The sequence below is a fragment of the Pseudomonas sp. DTU12.3 genome, assembly GCF_004124275.1.
Taxonomy (GTDB): Bacteria; Pseudomonadota; Gammaproteobacteria; order Pseudomonadales; family Pseudomonadaceae; genus Aquipseudomonas; species Aquipseudomonas helmanticensis.
This window is the reverse complement of record NZ_CP027218.1, coordinates 3,626,728-3,650,511: the sequence shown is the minus strand read 5'-3', so window position 1 is coordinate 3,650,511 and position 23,784 is coordinate 3,626,728. Positions and strand designations below refer to the sequence as shown.

The 23,784-nt window shown below is 59.9% G+C and carries 17 protein-coding genes and 1 tRNA gene; 15 read left to right on the top strand and 3 right to left on the bottom strand.

Features of this window, described 5'->3' with window-relative positions:
- The first annotated feature begins 12 nt into the window (after positions 1-12).
- From C2E19_RS16515 to cydB, 5 genes are all read left to right on the top strand, one after another.
- On the top strand, positions 13-1,152 hold the full coding sequence (locus C2E19_RS16515; protein ID WP_129394175.1) for a glutathione-independent formaldehyde dehydrogenase: 1,140 nt from the start codon (positions 13-15) through the stop codon (positions 1,150-1,152).
- A gap of 118 nt (positions 1,153-1,270) precedes the next feature.
- Positions 1,271-2,368 (top strand): catalase family protein, encoded by a 1,098-nt coding sequence (locus C2E19_RS16510; protein ID WP_129394174.1) that lies wholly within the window; start codon positions 1,271-1,273, stop codon positions 2,366-2,368.
- A gap of 94 nt (positions 2,369-2,462) precedes the next feature.
- Positions 2,463-2,675 carry a hypothetical protein gene (locus C2E19_RS16505; RefSeq protein ID WP_129394173.1) on the top strand — a complete coding sequence of 71 codons (213 nt, stop codon included), beginning with the start codon at positions 2,463-2,465 and terminating at the stop codon, positions 2,673-2,675.
- A 167-nt stretch (positions 2,676-2,842) separates the two neighbouring features.
- Positions 2,843-4,219 (top strand): cytochrome ubiquinol oxidase subunit I, encoded by a 1,377-nt coding sequence (locus C2E19_RS16500; RefSeq protein WP_129394172.1) that lies wholly within the window; start codon positions 2,843-2,845, stop codon positions 4,217-4,219.
- A gap of 12 nt (positions 4,220-4,231) precedes the next feature.
- Entirely contained in the window at positions 4,232-5,233 is a 1,002-nt protein-coding gene (gene cydB / locus C2E19_RS16495) for a cytochrome d ubiquinol oxidase subunit II (protein ID WP_129394171.1), read from the top strand.
- 13 nt (positions 5,234-5,246) lie between these two features.
- On the opposite strand, the gene C2E19_RS16490 is transcribed toward cydB, so the two are convergent.
- Positions 5,247-7,859 (bottom strand): EAL domain-containing protein, encoded by a 2,613-nt coding sequence (locus C2E19_RS16490; RefSeq protein WP_129394170.1) that lies wholly within the window; start codon positions 7,857-7,859, stop codon positions 5,247-5,249.
- A 222-nt stretch (positions 7,860-8,081) separates the two neighbouring features.
- Here C2E19_RS16490 and C2E19_RS16485 point away from each other — a divergent pair, with 222 nt between their 5' ends.
- Entirely contained in the window at positions 8,082-10,280 is a 2,199-nt protein-coding gene (locus C2E19_RS16485) for an OsmC domain/YcaO domain-containing protein (protein WP_129394169.1), read from the top strand.
- A 45-nt stretch (positions 10,281-10,325) separates the two neighbouring features.
- Here the strand turns inward: C2E19_RS16485 and C2E19_RS16480 are convergent, their stop codons facing one another.
- A complete protein-coding gene (locus C2E19_RS16480) occupies positions 10,326-11,186 on the bottom strand; it encodes a GyrI-like domain-containing protein (protein ID WP_372238485.1) in 861 nt (286 codons plus the stop codon).
- A gap of 168 nt (positions 11,187-11,354) precedes the next feature.
- On the opposite strand from C2E19_RS16480, the gene C2E19_RS16475 reads away from it, so the two are divergent.
- From C2E19_RS16475 to C2E19_RS16465, 3 genes are all read left to right on the top strand, one after another.
- Positions 11,355-11,795, top strand: a complete 441-nt coding sequence (locus C2E19_RS16475) for a hypothetical protein (protein ID WP_129394167.1) — start codon at positions 11,355-11,357, stop codon at positions 11,793-11,795.
- Positions 11,796-11,850: 55 nt separating this feature from the next.
- On the top strand, positions 11,851-12,369 hold the full coding sequence (gene mug / locus C2E19_RS16470; RefSeq protein WP_129394166.1) for a G/U mismatch-specific DNA glycosylase: 519 nt from the start codon (positions 11,851-11,853) through the stop codon (positions 12,367-12,369).
- 291 nt (positions 12,370-12,660) lie between these two features.
- Positions 12,661-12,735 (top strand) — tRNA-Gln (locus tag C2E19_RS16465).
- 169 nt (positions 12,736-12,904) lie between these two features.
- Here the strand turns inward: C2E19_RS16465 and C2E19_RS16460 are convergent.
- On the bottom strand, positions 12,905-14,623 hold the full coding sequence (locus tag C2E19_RS16460) for a hydrogenase maturation protein (RefSeq protein WP_129394165.1): 1,719 nt from the start codon (positions 14,621-14,623) through the stop codon (positions 12,905-12,907).
- Positions 14,624-14,920: 297 nt separating this feature from the next.
- Between C2E19_RS16460 and C2E19_RS16455 the strand changes: the two genes are divergently transcribed.
- From C2E19_RS16455 to C2E19_RS16430, 6 genes are all read left to right on the top strand, one after another.
- Positions 14,921-15,427 (top strand): sigma-70 family RNA polymerase sigma factor, encoded by a 507-nt coding sequence (locus C2E19_RS16455; RefSeq protein ID WP_129394164.1) that lies wholly within the window; start codon positions 14,921-14,923, stop codon positions 15,425-15,427.
- On the top strand, positions 15,424-16,380 hold the full coding sequence (locus C2E19_RS16450) for a FecR domain-containing protein (RefSeq protein ID WP_129394163.1): 957 nt from the start codon (positions 15,424-15,426) through the stop codon (positions 16,378-16,380). Before C2E19_RS16455 ends, C2E19_RS16450 begins: the two co-directional genes overlap by 4 nt.
- A gap of 417 nt (positions 16,381-16,797) precedes the next feature.
- Positions 16,798-19,719 carry a TonB-dependent receptor gene (locus tag C2E19_RS16445; protein WP_129394162.1) on the top strand — a complete coding sequence of 974 codons (2,922 nt, stop codon included), beginning with the start codon at positions 16,798-16,800 and terminating at the stop codon, positions 19,717-19,719.
- A gap of 271 nt (positions 19,720-19,990) precedes the next feature.
- Entirely contained in the window at positions 19,991-20,467 is a 477-nt protein-coding gene (locus tag C2E19_RS16440) for an MbcA/ParS/Xre antitoxin family protein (RefSeq protein WP_129396139.1), read from the top strand.
- A complete protein-coding gene (locus C2E19_RS16435; RefSeq protein WP_129394161.1) occupies positions 20,464-20,967 on the top strand; it encodes an RES family NAD+ phosphorylase in 504 nt (167 codons plus the stop codon). Before C2E19_RS16440 ends, C2E19_RS16435 begins: the two co-directional genes overlap by 4 nt.
- A 117-nt stretch (positions 20,968-21,084) precedes the next feature.
- The gene (locus C2E19_RS16430; RefSeq protein WP_129394160.1) at positions 21,085-23,739 is read left to right on the top strand and encodes a TonB-dependent receptor; all 2,655 of its coding nucleotides are present in this window, start codon (positions 21,085-21,087) and stop codon (positions 23,737-23,739) included.
- Positions 23,740-23,784 lie beyond the last annotated feature (45 nt).

Below are 23,784 nucleotides of genomic sequence, written 5' to 3'. Positions count from 1 at the left end.
CGGGAGAACACCATGAAAGCAATCGTCTACAACGGCCCGCGTGATGTCAGCGTGCAGAATGTCGCGGATGCCAGAATCGAGAAACCTACCGACGTTCTGGTGCGAATCACCACGACCAATATCTGTGGTTCGGATCTGCACATGTATGAAGGGCGCACCTCGATGGAGACCGGCCGGGTGTTTGGCCACGAGAATCTCGGTGAGGTGATCGAAGTCGGCGCTGGCGTTGATCGGGTCAAGGTCGGTGACCGGGTATGTCTGCCTTTCAACATCGGGTGCGGCTTCTGCGAGAACTGCGAAAAAGGCCTGACCGGTTTTTGCCTGACCGCCAACCCCGGCAGCGCGGGCGCCGCGTATGGTTTCGCCGACATGGGGCCTTATCAGGGCGGCCAGGCTGAATTGCTGCGCGTGCCGTATGCCGACTTCAATTGTCTGGTGCTGCCCGAAGACGCCGAGGAGCGCGAGGACGATTACGTCATGCTCTCGGACATCTTCCCGACAGGCTGGCACGCGACTGAACTGGCCGGTCTGCTGCCAGGTGAGAGCATTGCCATTTATGGCGCCGGGCCGGTCGGCTTGATGGCGGCGCACTCGGCGATGATCAAGGGCGCGTCGCAAGTCTTTGTCGTCGACAATCATCCTGACCGCTTGAAACTGGCCGCCCAGTTGGGCGCGACACCGATCAATTCGCTGGAGCAAGAGGCGGTGGATCAGATCCTTAATCTGACCCACGGCAAAGGCACGGACCGTGGTTGCGAGTGCGTCGGTTATCAGTGCTGCGATCGCCACGGCCACGAAGCCAATCACCTGACCATGAACAACCTTGTCGCCTCCACCAAAGCTACCGGCGGTATCGGTGTGGTCGGCGTGTTTGTGCCGCAGGATCCGGGCGCTGAAAGCGAGCTGGCCAAGCAAGGCAAGATGGCCTTCGATTTCGGCTCGTTCTGGTTCAAGGGCCAGCAGATCCGCACTGGTCAAGCCAACGTCAAACACTACAACCGTCGCCTCGCCGAGCTTATCCATCACGGCCGGGCCAATCCTGCGCAGATCATTTCGCATCGCCTGAAACTGGCCGAAGGGCCGGACGCCTACAAGCATTTCGATGCGCGTGATAACGGCTGGACAAAAGTCGTGCTCAAGCCAGCCGCTTGAGTCGCTTGCCAGCGCCGGCGGCACTCCCGCCGGCGCGTTTCTCCAGCGCTTTGCGCAAGCCATACCCATAAGAACAGTCGCTTATCCGTGATTCCATTGCCGAGTGGAGATACCTTTCATGAACGACCTTCCAGCCGTCAGCAGGGCAATCAGGCCATTGCCGTTCGAGCCTTCTTTCGAGCAGATCCCCGACGACGAGGCGCAGACCAGCGAGGAGTTGGCCAAGGCCCTGCATTCCATTATGGAGACCACCTTCAAGGACAACGGTCACGCCACGCGCAGCGTTCATGCCAAAGCCCATGGCTTGCTGCGCGGGCGGATCACGGTGCTCGATAACTTACCGGCTGAACTCGCTCAAGGGCTCTTTGCGACGCCGGCGACATTGCCGGTGGTTTTGCGTTTCTCGACCAACCCCGGCGACATTCTCGATGACAAGGTGTCGACCCCAAGAGGCCTGGCGCTGAAGATCACGGGTGTCGAGGGGGCGCGCCTGCCGGGCAGTGAAGGGGCAGTCACTCAGGATTTTGTGATGATCAATGCCAAAGCCTTCACCTCCGCCACGCCCAAGGCCTTTCTCAAGTCGCTGAAGTTGTTGGCGAAGACCACAGACAAGGCGCCGGGGCTGAAGAAAGCGTTTTCTGCGTTGCTGCGCGGTGTGGAAGCGGCCATCGAATCGGTCGGCGGCGAAAGTGGCACGTTGAAGAGTCTTGGCGGCCACCCGCAAACGCATATTCTCGGGGAAAGTTTCAGCACCGTTGCGCCGATTCTGTATGGCACCTATTACGCGAAACTGGCGGTGGTGCCGGTCTCTCCTGCGTTGACCGATCTGACCCATCAGCACGTTGATTTTGCCGGCAATCCCGACGGCCTGCGCCAGGCGATCAAAGACTTTTTTGCGCAGAACCCGGGGATCTGGGAGGTTCGCGTACAGCTGGCGACTGACCTGGAAAAAATGCCGATTGAGGATGCATCGGTCGAATGGCCGGAAAAACTCAGCCCTTACATTACCGTCGCTCGCATAGAGGTCGATGCACAGAACGCGTGGTCCTCCGAAAACGTTGAGGAAATCGATGACGGCATGTCGTTCAGCCCTTGGCACGGCCTCGCGAGCCATCGTCCTTTGGGTGGGGTGATGCGGGTGAGAAAGCCTGCTTATGAAATGTCTGCGCGTTTTCGCGGTGAGCATAACGGTTGCCCGATTCACGAGCCCCGTTAGTGTCGGGGACGAATCGGCGTTCCACCCGTCGATTGTCCTGAACCACTGCCATCCGGCGACTTTCTACCGGGGGAGTCCTCAAGGAGTAGTCCCTATGTTCGATCAGCGAAAGCAGACAAAACTGGCGGCATGGCGCGAACTGGCGACGCAGTCGCACAAACACCTGGACCCGGAGGAGCAGTATGACGAATTGCTCAAGGCTGCCGATGAAATGGAGGAGCAAGGGCTGATCACCAGCGCCGAATGGCGGCAACTGGTGCGTGATGCGGGGAGTGTGTTCACCGGCGATAGCGGGGGAACCCATTGATCACTGTGATCGGAGAAAAATCCCATGTTCAATATCTGTTTATCGGTGCCAACGAGGTGCAGCGTTCGTTCGGATTTTATCAAGCGATCCGCTGACTTTTACATCGCCTGCCTGCGCGATCCGGTGGGCAACAAAATCGCGGTATTTTTCAGCGGGTGAGTGCCTGCATGGACACGATCGATTCCGCGCTGATGGCGGCCCGTGCACAGTTCGCGATCACGATCAGTTTCCATATCGTGCTGGCGGCGTTGACCATTGGCCTGGCGAATTTCCTTATGGTGCTGGAAGCCTTGTGGCTGAAGACCGGGCGCAAGGTTTATCTGGATGTCTATCGCTACTGGCTGAAGGTGTTTGCCCTGAATGTAGCGGTGGGCACCGCGTCGGGACTGATTCTGGAGTACCAGTTCGGTCTGAACTGGTCGCGATTGGCGGTGCAGGCCGGCGATGTGCTCGGCCCGTTGATGTTTTATGAGGTGTTGGCGGCGTTTTTTCTCGAGGCCGGGTTTCTCGGGATCATGCTTTTTGGCAGGAAGAAAGTCGGGCCACGCCTGCACTTTTTTGCAACGTGCGCGGTGGCCACAGGTTCGCTGATCAGCGCGTTCTGGATTCTCTCGGCCAACTCCTGGATGCACACGCCCGCCGGTTTTTCGATTGCTGCTGACGGTCGTTTCATCGCCGAAAACTGGTGGACAATCATTTTCAATCCGTCGTTTCCTTATCGACTAGCGCACATGACCATCGCTGCGTTGCTCGGCAGCGCCGTTTTTGTCGGCGGTATCAGCGCTTGGCAATTGCTCAAGGCTTCGGACAATCCGCGAGCGCGTCTGCAATTCTCGATGGCGCTCTGGGTGATCGTTGGGTTGACGCCGCTGCAGATCGTGGTTGGCGATCTGCATGGCCTGCACACGCTTGAGGTCCAGCCGCAAAAGGTCGCGGCCATCGAGGGCTCATGGACGCGGCCAGCGCCAGGGGCGGGTGAACCATTGCGGCTGTTTGCCTGGCCGGACATGAGCGAGCGGCGCAACCACTGGGAGTTGGCGATTCCACGGATTGGCTCGTTGTACTTGCGCCATGACCTGAGTAGCACGATTGCGGCGCTGGATGAGTTTCCGCGCGCTGACATCCCGCCGGTGGCACCGGTGTTTTTCGCCTTCCGCCTGATGGTCGGGCTGGCAATCCTGATGCTGGTACAAGGCCTTGTCAGCTTGCGGCTGCGCTGGCGACAGCGCCTGTACACGTCACGCGGCTGGCTATGGAGCAACGTATTGCTGGCCCCGGCGGGTTTTCTGGCGATGCTCAGCGGATGGGTCGTTACCGAGGTCGGTCGTCAGCCGTTTACCGTCTATGGTCTGCTGCGCACGGCGGACAGCCTGTCGTCGGTGTCACGGGCGCAAGTAATGGGGGCGACCTGGTTGATCCTGCTGTTTTACTTGCTGATCTTCGGCATCGGCCTGTGGGTATTGTTGCGTCTGCTGCGTGAGCCGCCGCACGAGGATGAGCCGGGGCCACAGCCAACCCTGGCAGATGAAACGGGCCATTCTTGAGGAACTTCAGCAATGGACATCGACTGGATTACCTTGCTGTGTGCCGGTGCCCTGGTGTTCTCGGTGATGAATTACGTATTGCTCGACGGCACCGATCTGGGCGTCGGCGTGCTGATGGGCATGACCCGCGACTCCAACGAGCGCCGCGCGATGGCGGTGACGATCCTGCCGATCTGGGATGCCAACGAGACGTGGCTGGTACTCGGCGGCGGTGGGCTGATGGCGTTGTTTCCGTTGGCGTATGCCGTGCTGCTGCCAGCGGTGTATTGGCCTTTTATCCTGATGTTCCTGGCGTTGATTGTCCGCGCGGTTGCCCTGGAGTTTCGTGATCACGCCCCCGGCGAAGCCAGCAAACGCGCGGTCGATGGCTTGTTGCTGTGTGGATCGCTGGTCACCGGCGTGACGCAGGGCATAGTGCTCGGCACGCTGGTGCAGGGTGTTGCGCATCAGGGCGGGCAATACAGCGGTAATGGCAGCGAATGGCTCAGCCCGTTCCCGTTGTTCAGCGGAGTGGCGCTGGTTATCGGCTACACCTGGCTCGGCGCATGTTGGCTGCACTGGCGTTGCGTCGGGCAATTGCAACTGCGCTCGGCATGGCAAGCGCGAGGACTGGCGGTGGCGACCGTGCTGTTGCTGATTGTGCTGGTCGGCTGGACGGCGACGCTACAGCCGCAATATGCGCAGCGGCTCAGCGATCCACGCGTGTGGATGTCGGCAGGCGTCGTGCTTGCGGTGTTGTTGACGGTATTTGCCTTGGGGTTTGGCACACGTCAGCAATTTGTACCGCTGTTCGCCGCACTCGGCGTGTTTGTGTTGGCCTTTGCCCTGATGCTGGTGGCGCTTTACCCGTTGATCGTCCCACCGGATCTGACCTTGCAGGCGGCAACGTCGAGCCCGAAAAGCCAGTTGTTCATGCTCATCGGTTTCGCCGTACTGATCCCGGTGACGCTGATTTACAACACCTATGGTTTTCGCGTTTTCAGTGGCAAGGTTCGAGTAAGCGGGCAAGCGTGACGGGCCAACCGGCTCAGGTCACGCGACCTTTCTTTTGCTTGGGCTGCGCGCTTCTCGAGCTTTCCAGCAACTGTGCGAACGCGGCCTTGTCGATCGGTCGGCTCATGAAGTAACCCTGCACCTCGTTGCATTGATCCTTGCCGAGAATGTCCAGTTGTTCTTCGGTTTCGACGCCTTCGGCGGTCACGGTCAGGCCCATGGCTTTGCCCAGCCCGATGATGGCTTGTACCACCGCGCGGTCGTTGCTGCCGCTGCTGATCGAGGCGATGAAGCGCTTGTCGATCTTGATGCCGTCGAACGGATAAGCGCGCAGATAGCCGAGGGACGAATAGCCCGTGCCGAAGTCATCCATGTTCAGCCGCACGCCGAGTTCCTTGAGGGCGTTCATGGTGGCCAGCGCACCGTCGGTGTCGTTGAGCATGACGTTTTCGGTGATCTCCAGCTCCAGGCGGCTGGCCGGGAAACGTGTTTGCACCAGCACTTCGCGAACATCCTCGACCACGTCGCTGACGGCAAACTGTGCGGGCGACAGGTTCACCGAGAGCAGGATATCCGCCGGCCAGGTCAACGCGGTTTCGCAAGCCTCACGCAGCACCCAACGACCCAGCGGGACGATCAGGTCAGTCTGCTCAGCGAGCGGAATGAACACGTCCGGTGCTAGCAAGCCCTGAATCGGATGCTGCCAGCGCACCAGCGCTTCGACGGACACGATGTGCTTGCCATCAACCTTGTAGCGTGGCTGGTAATGCAGGACGAACTCGTTGTGCGTCAGCGCATGGCGCATGTCATCTTCGAGTTGTCGACGGGTCTGGATCTGATCGCTCATGTGCGCTTCGAAATAGCACCAGGTGTTCTTGCCTTCGGATTTGGCCTTGTACAGCGCGATGTCGGCGTAGCGGATCAGATCGCTGGCGACATAACCGTGGCGGCGGCTGAGGGCAATGCCGATGCTGGCGCCGACGTGCAACGGATGCTGCTCGAACAGCACCGGTTGATGCAGGCTGCCGATCAGCCGCGTGCAGAACTTGTCGATTTCGTTGTGGCTGTCCATGCCATTGAGCACCACCACGAACTCGTCGCCGCCCAGCCGCGCGACGATGTCGTGTTCGCGGGTGCACTCGCGCAGGCGTGCGGCGACTTCTTGCAGCACTGCGTCGCCGGCGGGATGGCCGAGGGAATCGTTGATCGGCTTGAAGTTGTCCAGGTCGATCATCAGCAGCGACAGCGCCGGCGCGTGTTCCTTGAGTAGCAGGGCTTCGTCGAGATAACGCGCGAGTTTGTTGCGGTTGGGCAGGCCGGTCAGGGCGTCATGCATTGACAGGTGCTGGATCTGGGCGTGGGCGGCGACCTCGTCGGTGATGTCGCTGGCGGTGCCGCGATAACCGATCAATGCGTCCTTGTCGAAAATCGGCCGGGCCGACAAGCGGCAGTGACGTTGCTGGCCAGACTGATCGCGGTAGGTGCAGCGCAGATCGCTGGCATTGGCTTCCTCGGTCAGTTTGCGCAACCACAGTTGCAGCGGCGTGGTGTCGCAAAACAGCAACTGACCAATGTCTTGCCCCAGCCACAGGGTTTGCGGGTAACCGGTCACTTCGCTGAAGCGCGCCGACAGATACGTCAGCGCCAAATCGCGGTCGACTTCCCAGATCCAGTCCGAGGCCGCTTCCGCAACGGCGCGAAATCGTTCTTCACTGGCTTCCAGACCACGGTTGACCGACTCCAGTGCGATGTTGGAGGCCTGCATCACAGCGAAGCTTTTATCGACGTATTGCGAGGAGCGCAGGGCATGCCGAAAAAAGTAGGCCGTCAACAGCATCAGCACCAACATCGTTGCGCCAAGGGTCGGCAACAACGACCACAACAGTTGCTGCCCCGGGCGTTCCTGGTCAGCAATGAGGCTGAAACCGGTGCTGTCCAGCGCCACCCGTGGCCGGTCTGGCGCGATGCTTTCATCGGGGGCGAGGGTCAGGTTGCGCAGGCCATAGCCGCTGCCGATCGCACGCAATTTGGTCGGGGTGAGTTTGTCGACGAACACCAGCACCGAGGTTTTCTGCGGATCGCCCAACGGTCGTTCATCGTTGGGCAGGATCGCCGCCGCCGAGACCAGCGCTGGCCAGCCTTCGAACAAGGCGTAAACGCTGACGGGTTTACTCAGGTCGGCCAGCCCGTGCACCTGATCCACCAGCGCGGCGGCCGGAAGTTGCAAGTACGCGGCGATGTCCGCATCGACTAATTGGCCACGCACCACAGCGTAGCGCGTGCGTTCGCGGTCAAGGACGAACACGCCGTCATAGCCGTCGCTGGTGAACAGGGTTTTGCCGATGTTCTGCTCGGTGTACGCCCAGTTTGTGTCCACCGGATCGCCGAGATGCTCATAGGCGGTGGTCCAATAGGCGTAGCTGCTGAGGTAGTTTTTCGAGGCGGTGATGCGGTTTTCCAGAGCGCGGGCCGAGTAAAACCGGGTTTCTTCGATTTCTTCCCGGTCGAGGCGGTTGGCAATGCCGAGTAAAGCGATGGTGGCCGCGATGACCCCGGTGACGAATAGCGCACCGACGGCAAAGGCCAGGCGCCGGGTGACGGCACCTTGCCGGGGTGGAAGGGGCGCCGCATAGCTGGAAATGTCCATGTGCTCGTCCTTGATCCGCTGTCTGTTGAATCTAGAACCACGGCGCGGGCGTAATGTTCCGATTCTTCTGCGCGACTGCCCTCAAAAGCGTAGTGAACCCGCTGCAATTTGCCCGTCAAAGGGGCAGTTGCCGATCAGCGGTGAATCCCGAAAGCACAAGACTTCCCGCTGAAAAACCGGATAATGGCGGCCATTCGTTTAGCCGTATTCTGGTAATCCTGCATGGAAATCAAGGTCAACTTTCTCGACAACCTTCGACTTGAAGCCAAGTTCGACGACTTCACGGTGATCGCCGATCAGCCCATTCGCTACAAGGGCGATGGCTCGGCACCGGGGCCGTTCGACTACTTCCTCGCGTCGTCGGCCTTGTGCGCGGCTTACTTTGTGAAGTTGTACTGCAACACCCGCAACATCCCCACGGAAAACATTCGCCTGTCGCAGAACAACATCGTCGACCCGGAAAACCGCTACAACCAGATCTTCAAGATCCAGGTCGAGTTGCCGGCAGACATTTCCGACAAGGATCGCCAAGGCATCCTGCGCTCGATAGACCGCTGCACGGTGAAGAAGGTCGTGCAGACCGGCCCGGAATTCATCATCGAAGAAGTCGACAACCTCGACGCCGATGCGCAGGCTTTGTTGATGCCGGCCTCCGGTTCCGATGCGGGCACTTATATTGCCGGCAAGGATCTGCCGCTGGAGCAGACCATCGCCAACATGTCGGGCATTTTGGCCGACCTCGGGATGAAGATTGAAATCGCCTCGTGGCGCAACATCGTGCCTAACGTCTGGTCGCTGCACATTCGCGATGCGCATTCGCCGATGTGTTTCACCAACGGCAAGGGCGCGACCAAAGAGGGCGCACTGGCCTCGGCACTGGGCGAATTCATCGAGCGTCTGAACTGCAACTTCTTCTACAACGACCAGTTCTGGGGCGAAGAGATCGCCAACGCCGAGTTCGTCCATTACCCGGACGAACAATGGTTCAAGCCTGGCCCGAAAGACGAGTTGCCGACTGAGATCCTCGACGAATACACGCTGAAGATTTACAACCGCGACGGCGAGCTGCGCGGCTCGAACCTGTTCGACACCAACTCCGGCAACACTCAGCGCGGCATCTGCTCGCTGCCGTTTGTGCGCCAGTCGGACAATCAAGTGGTGTACTTCCCGTCCAACCTGATCGAAAACCTCTACCTGAGCAACGGCATGAGCGCCGGCAATACCTTGGCCGAAGCGCAGGTGCAGTGCCTGTCGGAAATCTTCGAACGCGCGGTCAAACGCGAAATCCTCGAAGGCGAAATGGCCCTGCCGGACGTGCCGCAGGACGTGCTGGAAAAATACCCGAGCATCCTCGCCGGCATCAAAGGCCTGGAAGAGCAGGGCTTCCCGGTGCTGGTCAAGGACGCGTCGCTGGGCGGTGAATTCCCAGTAATGTGCGTGACCCTGATGAACCCGCGCACCGGCGGCGTGTTCGCCTCGTTCGGCGCGCATCCGAACCTGGAAGTGGCGCTGGAACGCAGCCTCACCGAATTGCTTCAGGGCCGCAGTTTCGAAGGCCTCAACGACTTGCCGCAGCCGACCTTCTCCGGTCAGGCCGTCACCGAGCCGAACAACTTTGTCGAGCACTTCATCGACTCAAGCGGTGTGGTGTCGTGGCGTTTCTTCAGCGACAAGGCGGATTTCGAATTCGTCGAGTGGGACTTCTCAGGCGAGGGTGAAAACTCCAACGCCGAAGAGGCCGCGACCCTGTTCGGCATCCTTGAAGACATGGGCAAGGAAGTCTACATGGCGGTCTACGAGCACATCGGTGCCAAGGCCTGCCGGATTCTGGTGCCGGACTACTCGGAGATCTACCCGGTCGAAGACCTGATCTGGGACAACACCAACAAAGCCCTGCAATTTCGTGCCGACATCCTCAATCTGCACACCCTGAGCAAGGTCGGCCTGCGCAACCTCGCCCAAGGCCTGGAAAACAGCGAGCAGGACGACTACACCGAAATCACCACGCTGATCGGCATCGAGTTCGACGACAACACGGCGTGGGGCAAGCTGACCATTCTCGAACTGCGTCTACTGATCTGTCTGGCCCTGCAAAAGTACGAGCAGGCCAAGGATCTGGTCGAAGCCTTCCTGCAATACAACGACAACACCGTCGAGCGCGGCTTGTTCTATCAAGCGGTCAACGTGGTGCTGGAGATGGAGCTGGACGAGGATCTGCAGCTGGAAGACTACGAAGCCAACTTCCGCCGCATGTTCGGCAACGAGCGCATGGACGCGGCGATTGGCTCGGTGAACGGCAGCGTACGCTTCTACGGCCTGACGCCGACCAGCCTGAAGCTCGAAGGTCTGGACCGGCATCTGCGCCTGATCGAGAGCTACAAGAAGCTGCACACGGCGCGGGCCGGTTTTACCGCCCGATAAAATCAAAACCCGTGGTGAAGAATGTCTTCATCACGGGTTTTGCGTTTACTGCAACGGCACGTAGATATCCGTTTGCCATTGCTCTTGCGGCGTCTCGGGATAGACGCTCAGGTAATGGAAAAACAGTGGCTGATCCCTGAGTTCCTCGCCACTGGCGGGTAACCAGTCACGGTAGATCGGATAGATCGATTCGCCGATGTGATCCGGTGACCCAGTGTGTCGCACCACCACGTAACGTCCTGCCGCGATGACGCGTTCGTGTACACCGAATTCGTTGGGCGCTACCGCCTCGTCAATTTCGCCGCACACGGCAAAACGGAAATCCTGCGCAGGCGTGGTGTCCGGGTTGCCATAGGGAATCCCGAACGTCCGGCTCGTCGCCACCGGTGATTGGCCGCTGTGCATTCGCCACTCGATGAATGTGCGCACGCTTTCGTTGACCAGTCCTGGTGGGCCGTGGTGTTCCAGCGCGGCGACTCTGACGCTGGCGAAGTCGACGATTCTTGTTTGCATGATGACGCTCCTGGAAAAATGAGGAATAGCGAACACCGCATTCCAGTGCTGCCAGTTGGCGGCCTTCCTGAACGCACTCGGCGCCATGCCAAAGTCGCGCTTGAACGCTCGGCTGAAAGCCTCCGGGCTGTCGAAACCGGCGTCGGCTGCGGCATCCAGTATCGAATATGGCCCCGTCGCACTCAGCCGGTGCGCCGCCCGGCGCAAGCGCATCAACTGCACGTAACGCGAAACCGGTACGCCGACAAAGGCACTGAACTGCCGATGGAAGTGAAACGCCGAAAAGTTCGCCACCTGACTCAATGCGTGGATCGACAAGTCACCTTCCAGATGGGCCTCGATGTAGGCAAGTACCGCGTTGAATCGCTGGGTGTAGGCGACTGGGGTCGGCAGTTCGGACACTGGATGATGTCTCCTTGGGATGCGGTCTGCAAAGCATCGGCGAAAGCGCCGGGATGGCGCCTAGCCGGGTTTGCTCAAATGTGGCATAAGTCCCGGCCAGCGCACATCAGCGTGCACCGCGTTTGCATGGAATAACCATTACGTCATGGAGATACCCGGATGGCGGAAAAAATCGTCAAGTCCAAACTGGTCAACTTTCTGGTGGCCGACGTTGAAGTCAATTACGAAGAGGTCGGCAATTTCTACGACAGCGTCGGCGCCGGCAATGTGAACGTGCTGGCTGGAGTGATGGACGCGTTCCAGCAAGCGTACGGCGGACTGTGGGTCGGCGGCAGCATGCAATTGACCAAAACCGCACTGCGACTCAACGCCAACGCCATGAACCGCTTGGTGCAGGACGGCACGCTGGACATCGAGATTCCGCTCGGCATGATCAAAAGCGTGTGCATCGACGGCGGTTTCATCACCCGGATCATCCGCCTGGATACCGATGCAGGGTGCGTGATGTTTCGTTGTTTTGGCGCTAAGGAAGTGGTCGCCCTGATCGAGAAGATGATCGTGCCGCGTGTTTCGTTGGCGGTGCTCAAGCGGGTTTTGTAAGTTTGATTTGACGCGGTTCATGGCGCTCGAATCGCGTTTCAGGGTAGGTGATCGAATGGCCGGCGAAGGACTCGAAGACATCCTCGCAGAGAATCTCGCAGTGGTTTTCTGCGGGATCAACCCGGGGCTGCTGGCGGCGGCTCAGGGGCATCACTTTGCCGGGCGCGGTAATCGCTTCTGGCGCACTTTGCATCTGGCCGGGTTCACCCCGCATGAAGTGGCGGCGGAGCAGGATCGTTCGATCCTGCAATACGGTTGTGGCCTGACGGCGGTGGTCGACCGGCCAACCGCGCGCGCGGATCAGTTGTCGCTGGCGGAATTCAGCGCGGCGGCGGAAGCTTTCGAGGACAAGATCCGCCAGCATGGGCCACGCTACGTGGCGTTTCTCGGCAAGGTGGCGTATGCCGCGCTGTCGGGCCAGAAGTACGTCGCGTGGGGGTTGCAGACGCAAACCTTTGGTAACGCGGCGGTGTGGGTGCTGCCCAACCCGAGCGGGCGCAATCTTGCGTTTACGCAGGAGCAATTGGTGGCGGCATACCGGCAACTGCGGCTGGCCAGTTCCGCTGTGCAGTGACCTGGCCGTGGGCGCGGCAATTTTTTCCTCGCCAGCCAGGATTGATGCAGTCGACGCTGCGCCGCAGGTCGCTACCATCCAGGCGGCGGTGGCGCTCAATACAGCGAAATGAGTGGCTGATTTCGCCACCATCGGGCCGACAAAATGGCCCCGGGAACGGCTTTACGTCCCCGAAAAATAATAACTGGCTGTTTTAAAACAAATTTTTTTTCATTCAGGGCTTCACAGATGAAAGGAATGTTGGTAAATTGCCGCGCATTCGCACACAGACAGATACACAGTGTGAGATACAGGGGCGTCGCCAAGCGGTAAGGCAGCAGGTTTTGATCCTGCCATGCGTTGGTTCAAATCCAGCCGCCCCTGCCATATTCAAGAAAACGCCAGTTCGCGAGAACTGGCGTTTTTTTATGCCTGCGATTTGTACGAAGCTGAATGTACCGGCACCATCGCGAGCAGGGCTCACTCCTGCATGAGGACGCGTTCCAACTGCAGGAGTGAGCCTGCTCGCGATAGGTCCAGCCCATTCACCGTCGATTTAACCCGCCAACTCGACTTCCTGCCCCCGCGCCCAATCCGCCACCAGCCGCGCCGGTGTCCCGCACACCTTGCGCTTGTAGACGAAGTGGTGGCATTTCTCGGCAAACCCGCTGCGGTTGTAGAGCATGTCTTCCTGCATCTCTTGCAGCTCACTGTCGCGGCATTGCTGAATCAGCACTTGATCAGTCCGCGACTTGCGCTCGCGCACGGCGGCGTAGGTCGGATCGCTGAGCACGGCATTGGCGCGTTGCAGCAGCCACAGGGCAAACTCATCCGGGCAGCGCGGGCCGATTTCCTGAACCATGCCCAATTGCAGCGCCTGGTGGGCGCTGACCGGCAGGCACGCCTGGGTCAATTGCTCGGCCATTGCCGGGCCGACTGCGCGGGGCAGGCTGTACGTCCAGTATTCCGAGCCATACAAACCCATGCTCTTGTAGTGCGGGTTGAGCACGATGTCGGCCCGGGCGAAGACAATATCGGCCGCCAACGCCAGCATCACACCGCCAGCGCCGGCATTGCCGGTCACGCCGCTGACCACCAGTTGCCGCGCATTCAACAGCTCTGCACAGACATCGTCGATCGCCTGAATATTCGCCCAGGCCTCGGCGCCGGGATCCTGAGCTGCCTGAATCACATTCAGATGCACACCGTTGGAAAAACTGCCGCGTCCGCCCCTGATCAGCAGTACCCGCGTGTCGCGCGACTTGGCCCAACGCAACGCTTCGACCATGCGCTGGCACTGCTCGGTGCTCATCGCGCCGTTGTAGAACTCGAAGGTCAGCTCGCCGACATGCCCCGACTCACGATAGCGCAGCGGTTGATACGCCTCGTCGCTGAACGGCTGGCTGGCGATCGACCAGTCCAGTGTCGGCACATTCGCCAATTGCCCGGCGAGCAAATGCCGCGCCGGTTGCTTGAAGGTTTCTTCGCCTGGTTGCGGTTTGCGCCGTAGCGAACCGAGCCACACGCTCTGATCACCTGCCGCCACCAGCACCGCATCATCGTGCACGGCGAGAATCTCACCGGGCAGACCGCTGCGCGAATCCAGATGCGCGTCGTACACGTAGTACTGGCCGCCGGCGAGGCTCGCCAACACACCCGGCTGGCCATCGGCAGCATCGATGCAACGTTTGATGAAACGCGCGCAGTCGTGCCAGCTGAAGCTGCGATCGACCTGTTTCATGTTCGGTTGCAGGCGGCCGTGGACGGTCGGATTAGCGTAATCCAGCGGTACCGGCACAAAGCCGTCGACGAATTTCTCCACCACCTCGCGAATGCAACGAATCGCCGCATCGCTGACCCGACCGTTGTACAGCTCGGATTTGCGCAGCCCCGACGGCAGATTGAATTCGCACGTCGCCCAGACCGGGCCAGCGTCCATTTCCTCCACCGCTTGCAGGGCGGTGACGCCCCAGCGTGACAGTTCGTTGCTGATCGCCCAGTCCAGCGCGCTGGCACCACGATCGCCGACGATGCCTGGATGAATGATCACCACCGGACGTTGCGTGTTGCTCCATAACGCTTGCGGTACGCGGTCCTTGAGGAACGGGCAGATCACCAGGTCCGCGCCGCTGTGTTCAATCTGTTCGCACACCGAAGGTTCGTCGGTGAACAGCACGACGCTGGGCGAGTGCCCGGCCTGACGCAATTCCAGCCAGGCGCGTTGCGTCAGGCCGTTGAACGCCGACGACAGCAGGATGATGTTGAGTGGTCGCATGAATGTTCTTCCTTGAATGGGATCAGCCGCGGGCTCCCGGTGAGCCGTCCCTGGCCTTCGATGGAGCCGGAAGATTAATCAGTGTCCAGGCGTGCACTCGTGACCAGGGTCAACGTTGTGTTGGCCAATGTTTCTGCGGCGATGAAGGGTCTTATGCAAAATTGTTTGTTTGTGATGATTTTTTATTCCTTCAAATGTTCTTGACGCTATTGCACAGTCGCGCCTGATCAGAGCCGGACGATCCCGGCAGAACGATGGTTTTTCGCAGCGGGTGGACCCCGTTTCAGGGAGCAAGGCATGGGTGGGCATAACCCGCATTACCAGATCATTGGGCAAATGTTCCAAAAGGACTATCGCTGGCTGTGCGCTGCCGTCGGCCGCACGCTGGGTTGCCCGCACGGCGCGCAGGACATTGCATCGGAAACGTTTCTGCGGGTTCTGGCGCTGCCGGATCCAACGGCCATTCGTGAGCCGCGCGCACTCTTGACCACCATTGCCCGGCGCTTGGTCTATGAAGGCTGGCGTCGTCAGGATCTCGAACGTGCTTATCTGGAAAGCCTGGCGCTGGCACCGCAACCGGTGCATCCATCGCCAGAAGAGCGCGCGCTGGTGATCGAGGCGTTGCTGGCGGTGGATCGCCTGCTTAACGGTCTGTCGGCCAAAGCCAAAGCGGCGTTTCTCTATCACCAGCTCGACGGTTTGACTTACAGCGAGATCGGCCAGCGCCTCGGCGTGTCGACCAGTCGCGTGCAGCAATACATGGTCGAAGCGTTCAAGCGTTGCTATCAGGCGATGCAGGCATGAGGCCCGACGAAACGCTGGTCGATGAGGCGGCGCAATGGATGGCGTTGTTGCAGTCGGGCGACGTCAGCCTCGGCGAGCGGGCGGCGTTCGATGCCTGGCGCGCGGCCGATCCACGGCATCAGCAGATCATCGAGCAAATGGGCGGCGGTTTGCATCTGCTGCGCAATCCGAGCCTGAGTGGATTGCCACGCAACAGTCTGCTGCACAGTCTGAATGCGCCGTCGAGTCGTCGGCGTTTTATCAGCGGCAGTTTGAGCGTGCTCGCTGTTGCCGTGTTGGCCGGGTTGCTCGGGCGGCGTTATGGCTGGCTGCCCGAAGCGGGTGAACTGTCGACCGGCACCGGAGAGCGCCGCGATTTCACCCTGCAGGATGGCAGCGCGTTGACCCTCAATGCGCGCAGCCGGGTGGTGCCGTTGTTCGACAGCACTCAGCGGTTGCTGGCACTGCGCAGTGGTGAGTTGCTGGTCGACGTCGCCAAGGATCCGTCGCGACCGTTTGTGGTCGAGACCGAACATGGTCGCATGCGCGCGTTGGGGACGAAGTTTCTGGTGCAGCAGGGCGACGATTCCACGCGTTTGGTGATGCTCCATTCGCAGGTCGAAGTGCTCACGGCGGGTGGCGCGCGGCAGGTGGTCGGGGCGGGTGAGAGTCTGACTTTCAACGCCGCTGGCGTGCTGTCCATGGAGCGCAACAGAGGCCACGAAGGCGCCTGGACGCAAGGACGGCTGGAGGTACGCGACCGTCCGCTCAGTGAAGTCATCGACAGCCTGCGTCGCTATCGGCGGGGCATTTTGCATGTCAGTCCGGAGGTCGCCGATCTGCGCCTGAGCGGTCTCTATCCGCTGGATGACAGTGACCGCACGCTGCAATTGCTCGAACGTTCGCTACCGATCCGCGTGACCTGGCACAACCCCTATTGGGTCTCCATCGCCCCCCGCCCCAACCCCCTGTAGGAGCTGCCGCAGGCTGCGATCTTTTGATGTTGTTTTTTTAAGATCAAAAGATCGCAGCCTGCGGCAGCTCCTACAGGTTGCAGCGGTCTTTTGATGTTGTTTTTGAGGATCAAAAGATCGCAGCCTGCGGCAGCTCCTACAGGTTGCAGCGGTCTTTTGATGTTGTTTTTTTAAGATCAAAAGATCGCAGCCTGCGGCAGCTCCTACAGGTTGCTGCGGTCTTTTGATGTTGTTTTTGCAGATCAAAAGATCGCAGCCTGCGGCAGCTCCTACGGGAAGCAAGGATCGAGATCTGCGGCAGCGCGGTGCGTTCTATTCGGTTATAGGGATATGACTTCTTGGCCTAAATGCCGGCCTATAAAAAGCGCCGGCCCGCTGCTCATTCCCTGCAGATGCCTTCAACAGGGAAGCCCCTCGATGTTCTCATTCAAACAACAATTACCTCGACTGACCCTCGCCGCTGCACTGGCCATGGGTATTGCGCCGTTGCCGGCGCTGGCGCAGGAAGCCGCTGCGGCGGTATTCACGTTCGACATTGCCAGCGGCCCGCTCGACGAAGTTCTACTGGATATCTCGCGGCAGACCGGCGTGCCGATTTCCTTCAGTCAGGACCTCGTGCAAGGCAAGCGCAGCGCGGCCGTGCGAGGTGCTTTGGGCGGCCGGCAAGCGGTGGAAAAGGCCTTGCTCGGCAGCGGCCTGCAAGTCGAGCAAAGCAATCAGGGTTTGAGCATTCGTGAAGCTGACGCTGCCGCACCAGTGCCAGCCAAAGTCACTGTGGTGGTGCCCGTCACCAATGCCGATTACCGCATGGAAAAAGTCACCGTCACCGGCTCGCGCATCGCCCGAGCACAGAGCGATGGCGCGACGCCGGTCAACGTCATCACCCATGAAGAAATGGAAGCGCGCGGCTACAAGAACGTCTACGACGCCTTGGCCACCCAGACGCAAAACACCGGCATGACCCAAGGCGAAGACTACGGCAACACCTGGCAACCGGCCGCCAGCGCGCTGAACCTGCGCGGCCTCGGCCCCAACCATACGCTGGTGCTGATCAACGGCCGGCGTGTGGCGGATTACCCCACGCCGTACGACGGCAAGGTCAATTTTACCAACCTGGCGAACATTCCTTCGGCGGTGATCGAACGCATCGAAATTCTCAGCAGCGGCGCCTCGGCGATCTACGGTTCGGATGCCATCGCCGGGGTGGTCAACATCATCCTCAAAGACAAGATCAACGGTGTCGACGTCAACCTCAAGGGCGGCACCAGCGAGCGCGGTGGCGGCGATAACCAGCGCTTGCAGATCAGCGGCGGCGGCAGTTGGGGGGATTTCGACGGCTTGTTCGGACTCGAACTGACCAATCGTGACCCGATCTGGGCCGATGACCGTGGCTTCATGCAAAGCGGCCCGTTGGCGGATGTCGGCTACCGCCGCGATCTGAGCAACAGTCGCTATCTCGGCCCGGGTTGCGGCGCCTATCAGGGCACCTTCGACAACAAGCTGTTCAACAGTGGCGGGCGTTGCCGCACCGATCAGATGTACAACGATTACTGGACCGTGCAGACCCAGAAGGAAAACTACGACGGCTACACGCGCGGCACCTGGCATTTCAGCGACAGCGGCCAGGTCTTCGCCGACTTGATGTACGGCCTCGACCACATCCAGAACAACACCCGTGGCCCGACCTTCACCTCGCCGGACTTCATCAACCAGAACAGCGGCAACCTGGAGCGCTGGTATCGTCGATTCGGCGAAGAAGAAATTGGCGGGCGCACCAGCAATAACAGCAAGTGGCGCGACACGTCGTGGACCGGCACCCTCGGCCTCTCCGACAAGATCGCCGACACCGGCTGGAGTTACGACCTGGCGGCCAATCGCTCGGAATATCGCAGCGTCAGAACCACCCGTTACACGCCGCTATCATCGATCCAGGATTTTTACCTCGGCCCGCAGTTGGGCGTGAGCGGCGGTTATCCGGTGTTCGCCCCGGATGCATCGCGTCTTGACCGGCCACTGACGCCGCAGGAATGGCAGCAGTTTCGCGGCAACCTGACCCAGAGTAGCAAGTCGGTGTCGACCAGCTACAACGCCTCGGTCAATGGTGATCTGTTTGATCTGCCAGCCGGCCCGGTGGGTTTTGCCGGTGTGCTCGAGGCGGGCAAGCAGGAATACCGCGTCGACCCGGATGACGGCCTCAACGACGGCAGTTTCTACGGCGTCAGCCCGGCGCAAAGCTCCGGTGGCTCGCGCAAGCGTTATGCGGCGGGCGGCGAGTTCAGCATTCCGGTCACCGACACCGTGCTGGCCACGGCGGCGGGGCGTTGGGATCAGTACAAGTTCAGCGGTCGCACCGAGCAACAGAAAACCTACAACCTCGGTCTGGAGTGGCGTCCGGTGACCAGCCTGTTGCTGCGCGGCAGTTACGGCACCAGTTTCCGCGCGCCGGACCTCAACTACATCTATCAATCCGACAGCAACGGTTACTACCCGGCGCAGATCGACTACTACGGTTGCAGCCAGGGCGTGGAGGGCGCCTGTGATCGCGGGCGGGTCGATTACACCCAGAGCGGCACCGCGAATCTGGAGTCTGAACGGGGTAAATCCTGGACGTACGGGTTTGTCTGGTCGCCATCGCGCAACTTCGATTTTTCTACTGATTTCTGGCGTGTCGAGATCGACGACTTGCTGACCACCGTCGACGAAAACCGTTTGCTGCAAGAAGAAAACGAATGTCGCAATGGCACCCAGGACATCAACTCGGCCAATTGCCAATCGACCCTGGCACGCATCGATCGCAACGCCGGCAACGCGGCCATCGATCCTAACCAGTTGCAGCGCGTGCGAGTGAACGCCATCAACGCCGCCAGCGAACGTGTCAGTGGCCTGGACTTCAAGAGCAACATCCGCTGGGGCGCCGGGCAATACGGCGCCTTCAGTTCGGCGCTGGGTTACACCCTGGTGCTGTCGCATTACTACAAGGAGTCGGACGAAGCACCGACCCAGGATTGGCGTACCTCGCGCACCAACTACGACTGGCGCAGCAAGGTCAACGCCAGCCTGACCTGGGATTATCAAAAAGCCACGGCGACGCTGATGGGCATTCGTTACGGTTCGGTCACCAATGGCGCAGGGGACGGGCGTTTGTCGCCCTGGACGGTGTTCAACGCCAGCGCACGTTACAAACTCAATGATCGGGCGAGTGTCGGGCTGACCGTGAACAACCTGCTCAATCAGGTTAAACACGATGATTCGGCAGGCTGGCCGTACTACCCGACCGGCAACTATGACCCGTACGGGCGGCAGTGGTGGCTGGATGTGAGTTATCACTTCGGTGGCTGATTGCGCGATTTTTTCTCGATGGCGTCCTACGAAAAACGGCGAGTTTTGCGGCAAGCAGGGAATTTTTCCGACGACTTTTTCAGGTTGGTCGTCGGACGCGGGATCTATAGCATCGGTCGTGACATTGAAGTCGCTGAGCGGCTTGAGCGCTCGGAGCCCAGACAAAGGATGGATTATGCGTACCCAACACATCGAGCATGAAACGCCTGCTTATTCCCCTCGCCATCTTTGGCGCGACGATCGCGCCAGATGCCCCATTGAGGATGCCGTGATGCCCGTAACTCAAACGCCCAGGCTTACGGGGCTGAAGAAGGTCGAGGGCAAACCTGTCGAGCTGCTCGTGCATGGTCAGAACATGGGTGACGATGCGATGCTGATCGTTCAGCTGACGAACGATGGTTTTGAGCTGAGTGACGTCGTCAACATGCTTTCAACCTCGCAAATGTACCTGCAAGGTGACATGGTCAAACGGATCACCGGCAAGTCTGTCAGGACCGTGCGCCGACTTTTGCAACAAGGTGATTCGGTTCGGCTTGATCCCCGGCAGAGCGTCATCGCCTATCAGTATGCGCTGATACTTGAGCTGGCCATTCGTGCATTTGCGGGACTGTCCCGGGCCGAGGAGTGGATGCAGAAGCCGAGCCCTTATCTGAACGGTCACGTGCCATTGGAATTGACCCTTCATCCACTGGGTTTTCAGATGGTCGAGCAATACCTGAATCAGATTCTGTATGGCGGCTACCCATGAATCCTTTGCCTTGGGACGAGCAATGGTACGCCTGGCGGCTGGACCGGGAGGCCTACGGAGGTACGTGGGACAGCGGGATCGGTTCAAAGCTGAAGGGTGGACGATGGAATGCGCCCGGTCGGCGAGTCGTTTACGCGTCGGTCGATCCGTCTTCGGCCATTCTCGAGGTGGCTGCCAATCGCAGTTTTGATGCGCTGGACAGCGAGCCGCATGTACTCACGTGCTTTGAGGTCATCAGTGATGCAAGGGTCAGAATCGTACAGCCAGAAGAAGTGCCAAATCCTTACTGGTTGAACCCCTCACGACCGTCACCCAATCAACAGCTGTTTGTCGACGCATTATTGGCCGAGCATCCATTTGTGCTGATCCCCTCGGTGGCAACCCGTCATTCATGGAATCTGCTGGTGAGCTGCGAACTGGCAGAGGGGCAATTCAAGATGGTCTCTCAGGAGCGATTTGGCCTGGATACCCGGCTGTTGAAGGAGATGGCATCGACCTGATGTGTGAGCATGTTTTTTTTGCATAACCTCATCACCCAACGGTCTAACCCGCGCTCTATAAATCCCTCTGCGTCGTCGCACATCCCTGCATAAACCAAAACGCAGGGATGGCTGTTCATGATTCAGTTTTCACCCGTTAAATCGCCTTTGAGCCTGGCCTTGCTGCTGGCTATCAACACGTCGCCGGCCATCGCCGCTGATAGCACGGCAAATGAACCCGTTACCCAACTGCAACGGGTGGAAGTCACCGGCACGGCAATCCGCCGCGTCGATGCCGAAACCGCAGTGCCGGTGACCATCCTGCGTGTCGAAGAACTTCGTGAGCAGGGCGTTTCCACCACTGAAGAGCTGGTCAGTCGCATTTCCGCCAACCAGTCCTCAGTCGGCTCGGGCCGTTCGGTGGGATCGAGCAGCGGCGGGGCGTCTTATGCTGACTTGCGCGGGATTGGCCCGAACAAGACGCTGGTGCTGCTCAATGGGCGTCGCCTGAGCAACAACGCCACCAACGCGATCAATGGCTCCGGGGTAGACCTCAACACTATTCCGTTCGCTGCCATCGACCGGGTTGAAGTATTACGCGATGGTGCTTCGGCGCTGTACGGTACCGATGCCATCGGCGGCGTGATCAACTTCATCACCAAGACCAGCCTCACCGAAGGGCAGATCAGCAGCAACTACGACACGCCAACGCATTCCGGCGGTGGTGAAAGCCGCAATTTCAGCGGCAACTGGGGCTTCGGTGATTTGCAGAATGACCGTTTCAACGTTTTCGGCGTGGTCAGCTACGACAAACAACAACGCCTGGCGGCGGATGATCGTGGCTACACCTACAACTATCAGCCCGGTCGTGGTCTTGATTACACCTCGGGTACAGCCTCGCCGGCGAACTGGAGTCAGGGGCGCAACGCGACGAATCCACTGGCGGGGTCTGGCTGCAACGCCCCGGGCCTGCTCTCGCGCAACGGCATCTGCCGTCAGAGCCTGTGGAATTATCTCGATCTGGTGCCGGAAACCGAAAAGACCTCGGCCTTCGCCAAAGCCACCGGCAAGCTTTCGGATGAGCACAACGTCAGTCTCGAGTATTTCTGGGCGCGCAACGAGAACCGCACACAGATCGGCCCCGGCACGTTGATGGGCAATCAGGTCAATCCGGGCTCCGCGTTCTACCCAGGCAACGGCATTACTCCCGGGCCAAACGGCTTTGCGCTCGATCCGACGCAGCCAGTGGATGTGAACTGGCGTGAAAGCGCTGTCGGCGCACGGCAGCATGAGGACGACAACACCGGTCAGCGCTTATTGCTGAGCTTCGACGGCACGCTCGTCGGCTGGGACTACAACCTCGGTGCCTCGTACAACCAGAACAAAGTGATCAATAGTATTGAAGCCGGCTACGTCAACGACCATGCGGTCAGCGCCGGCATTGCCAACGGTGTGATCAATCCGTTTGGCCCGCAGACAGCGGCAGGTTCGGCGCTGTTGGCAGCCAACGCGGTGGACGGCGATTACGCCACGGCGGTAGGGCGGGTGAAGGCCATCGACGGGCGTATCAGTCGCGAGATCGGTGACTGGTTCGGTGCCGGGCCTTCGGCATTGGCGTTGGGCGGCGAATACCGCAAGGAAGACTTCCACCAGGACTTCGCGCAGTTTGCCGGCGATGTGCAAAGCCTTGGCGTCGACCCCAACGGTAGCGTTGCCGGGGACCGCAGCGTCTCGGCCGAATACGCCGAGGTCAACGTGCCGGTACTCGATAGCCTCGAACTGACTGCGGCGGTGCGTCACGACAAATACAGCGATTTTGGCAGCACCACCAACCCGAAATACTCGTTCCGCTTTCAGCCGTTCAAGGAACTGGTGGTGCGTGGCGCTTACAGCGAAGGTTTCCGCGCGCCGTCGCTGTATGAACTGTACAACCCGACGTTCACCAGTTTCACCAATGCCAACTACAACGACCCGCGTCTGTGCGCTGGCGGCAATCCGAGCAACGGCGGCATCGCCAACCGCGATTGCGCCCAACAGTTCAATCGCAACACCGGTGGCAACACCGAGCTGAGCCCGGAAACGGCGCGCAACGTCACCGTGGGGTTTGTCTATCAGCCGTTCGACCGTCTGACCACCAGTCTGGATTTCTGGTGGATCGACATTGCCAACCAGATCGCCGAGTTCCCCGAGTCAGCGGTTTTCGAGAACCCGGAGCTGTACCCGGATCGCCTGATCCGCAAGCCTGACGGTTCCATTGATCATGTCGTCACCGGTCTGGCCAACCTCGGCAAGATCAAGACCAACGGGGTCGATGTCAGCTTCGACTATCGCTTGCCGAGCACGCCGTACGGCAATTTCGGCATCGGTCTGCAAGGCACTTACGTCACGCGTTATGACTACCAGCAACAGCTCAAGGGCGACTATATCGACAAGCTCGGCGACTTCCGTGGCGGCGACTTCGCTTCGGCGGGCGCAGTGGCGCGCTGGCGTCACAGCCTGACGGGTAGCTGGAACTACGGCCCGTTCGGCGCAAGTCTGACCAACCGCTACACCAGCGGTTATCACGACTCGGATCGCGAGGCGCACGACTACGTCGGTTCCTACAACGTCTGGGACCTGGCCGGCACCTACACCTGGCGCAAGACCCTCAGCGTGACCCTCGGCGCGAAAAACCTGTTCGACCGTGAGCCGCCATTCAGCAACCAGACCTACACGTTCCAGAGCGGTTACGACCCGAAATATGGCGATCCGTTCGGGCGGACGCTGTACACCCGGGTCGCCTACAAATTCTGAATGCCCCCCTGTAGGAGCTGCCGCAGGCTGCGATCTTTTGCTTTT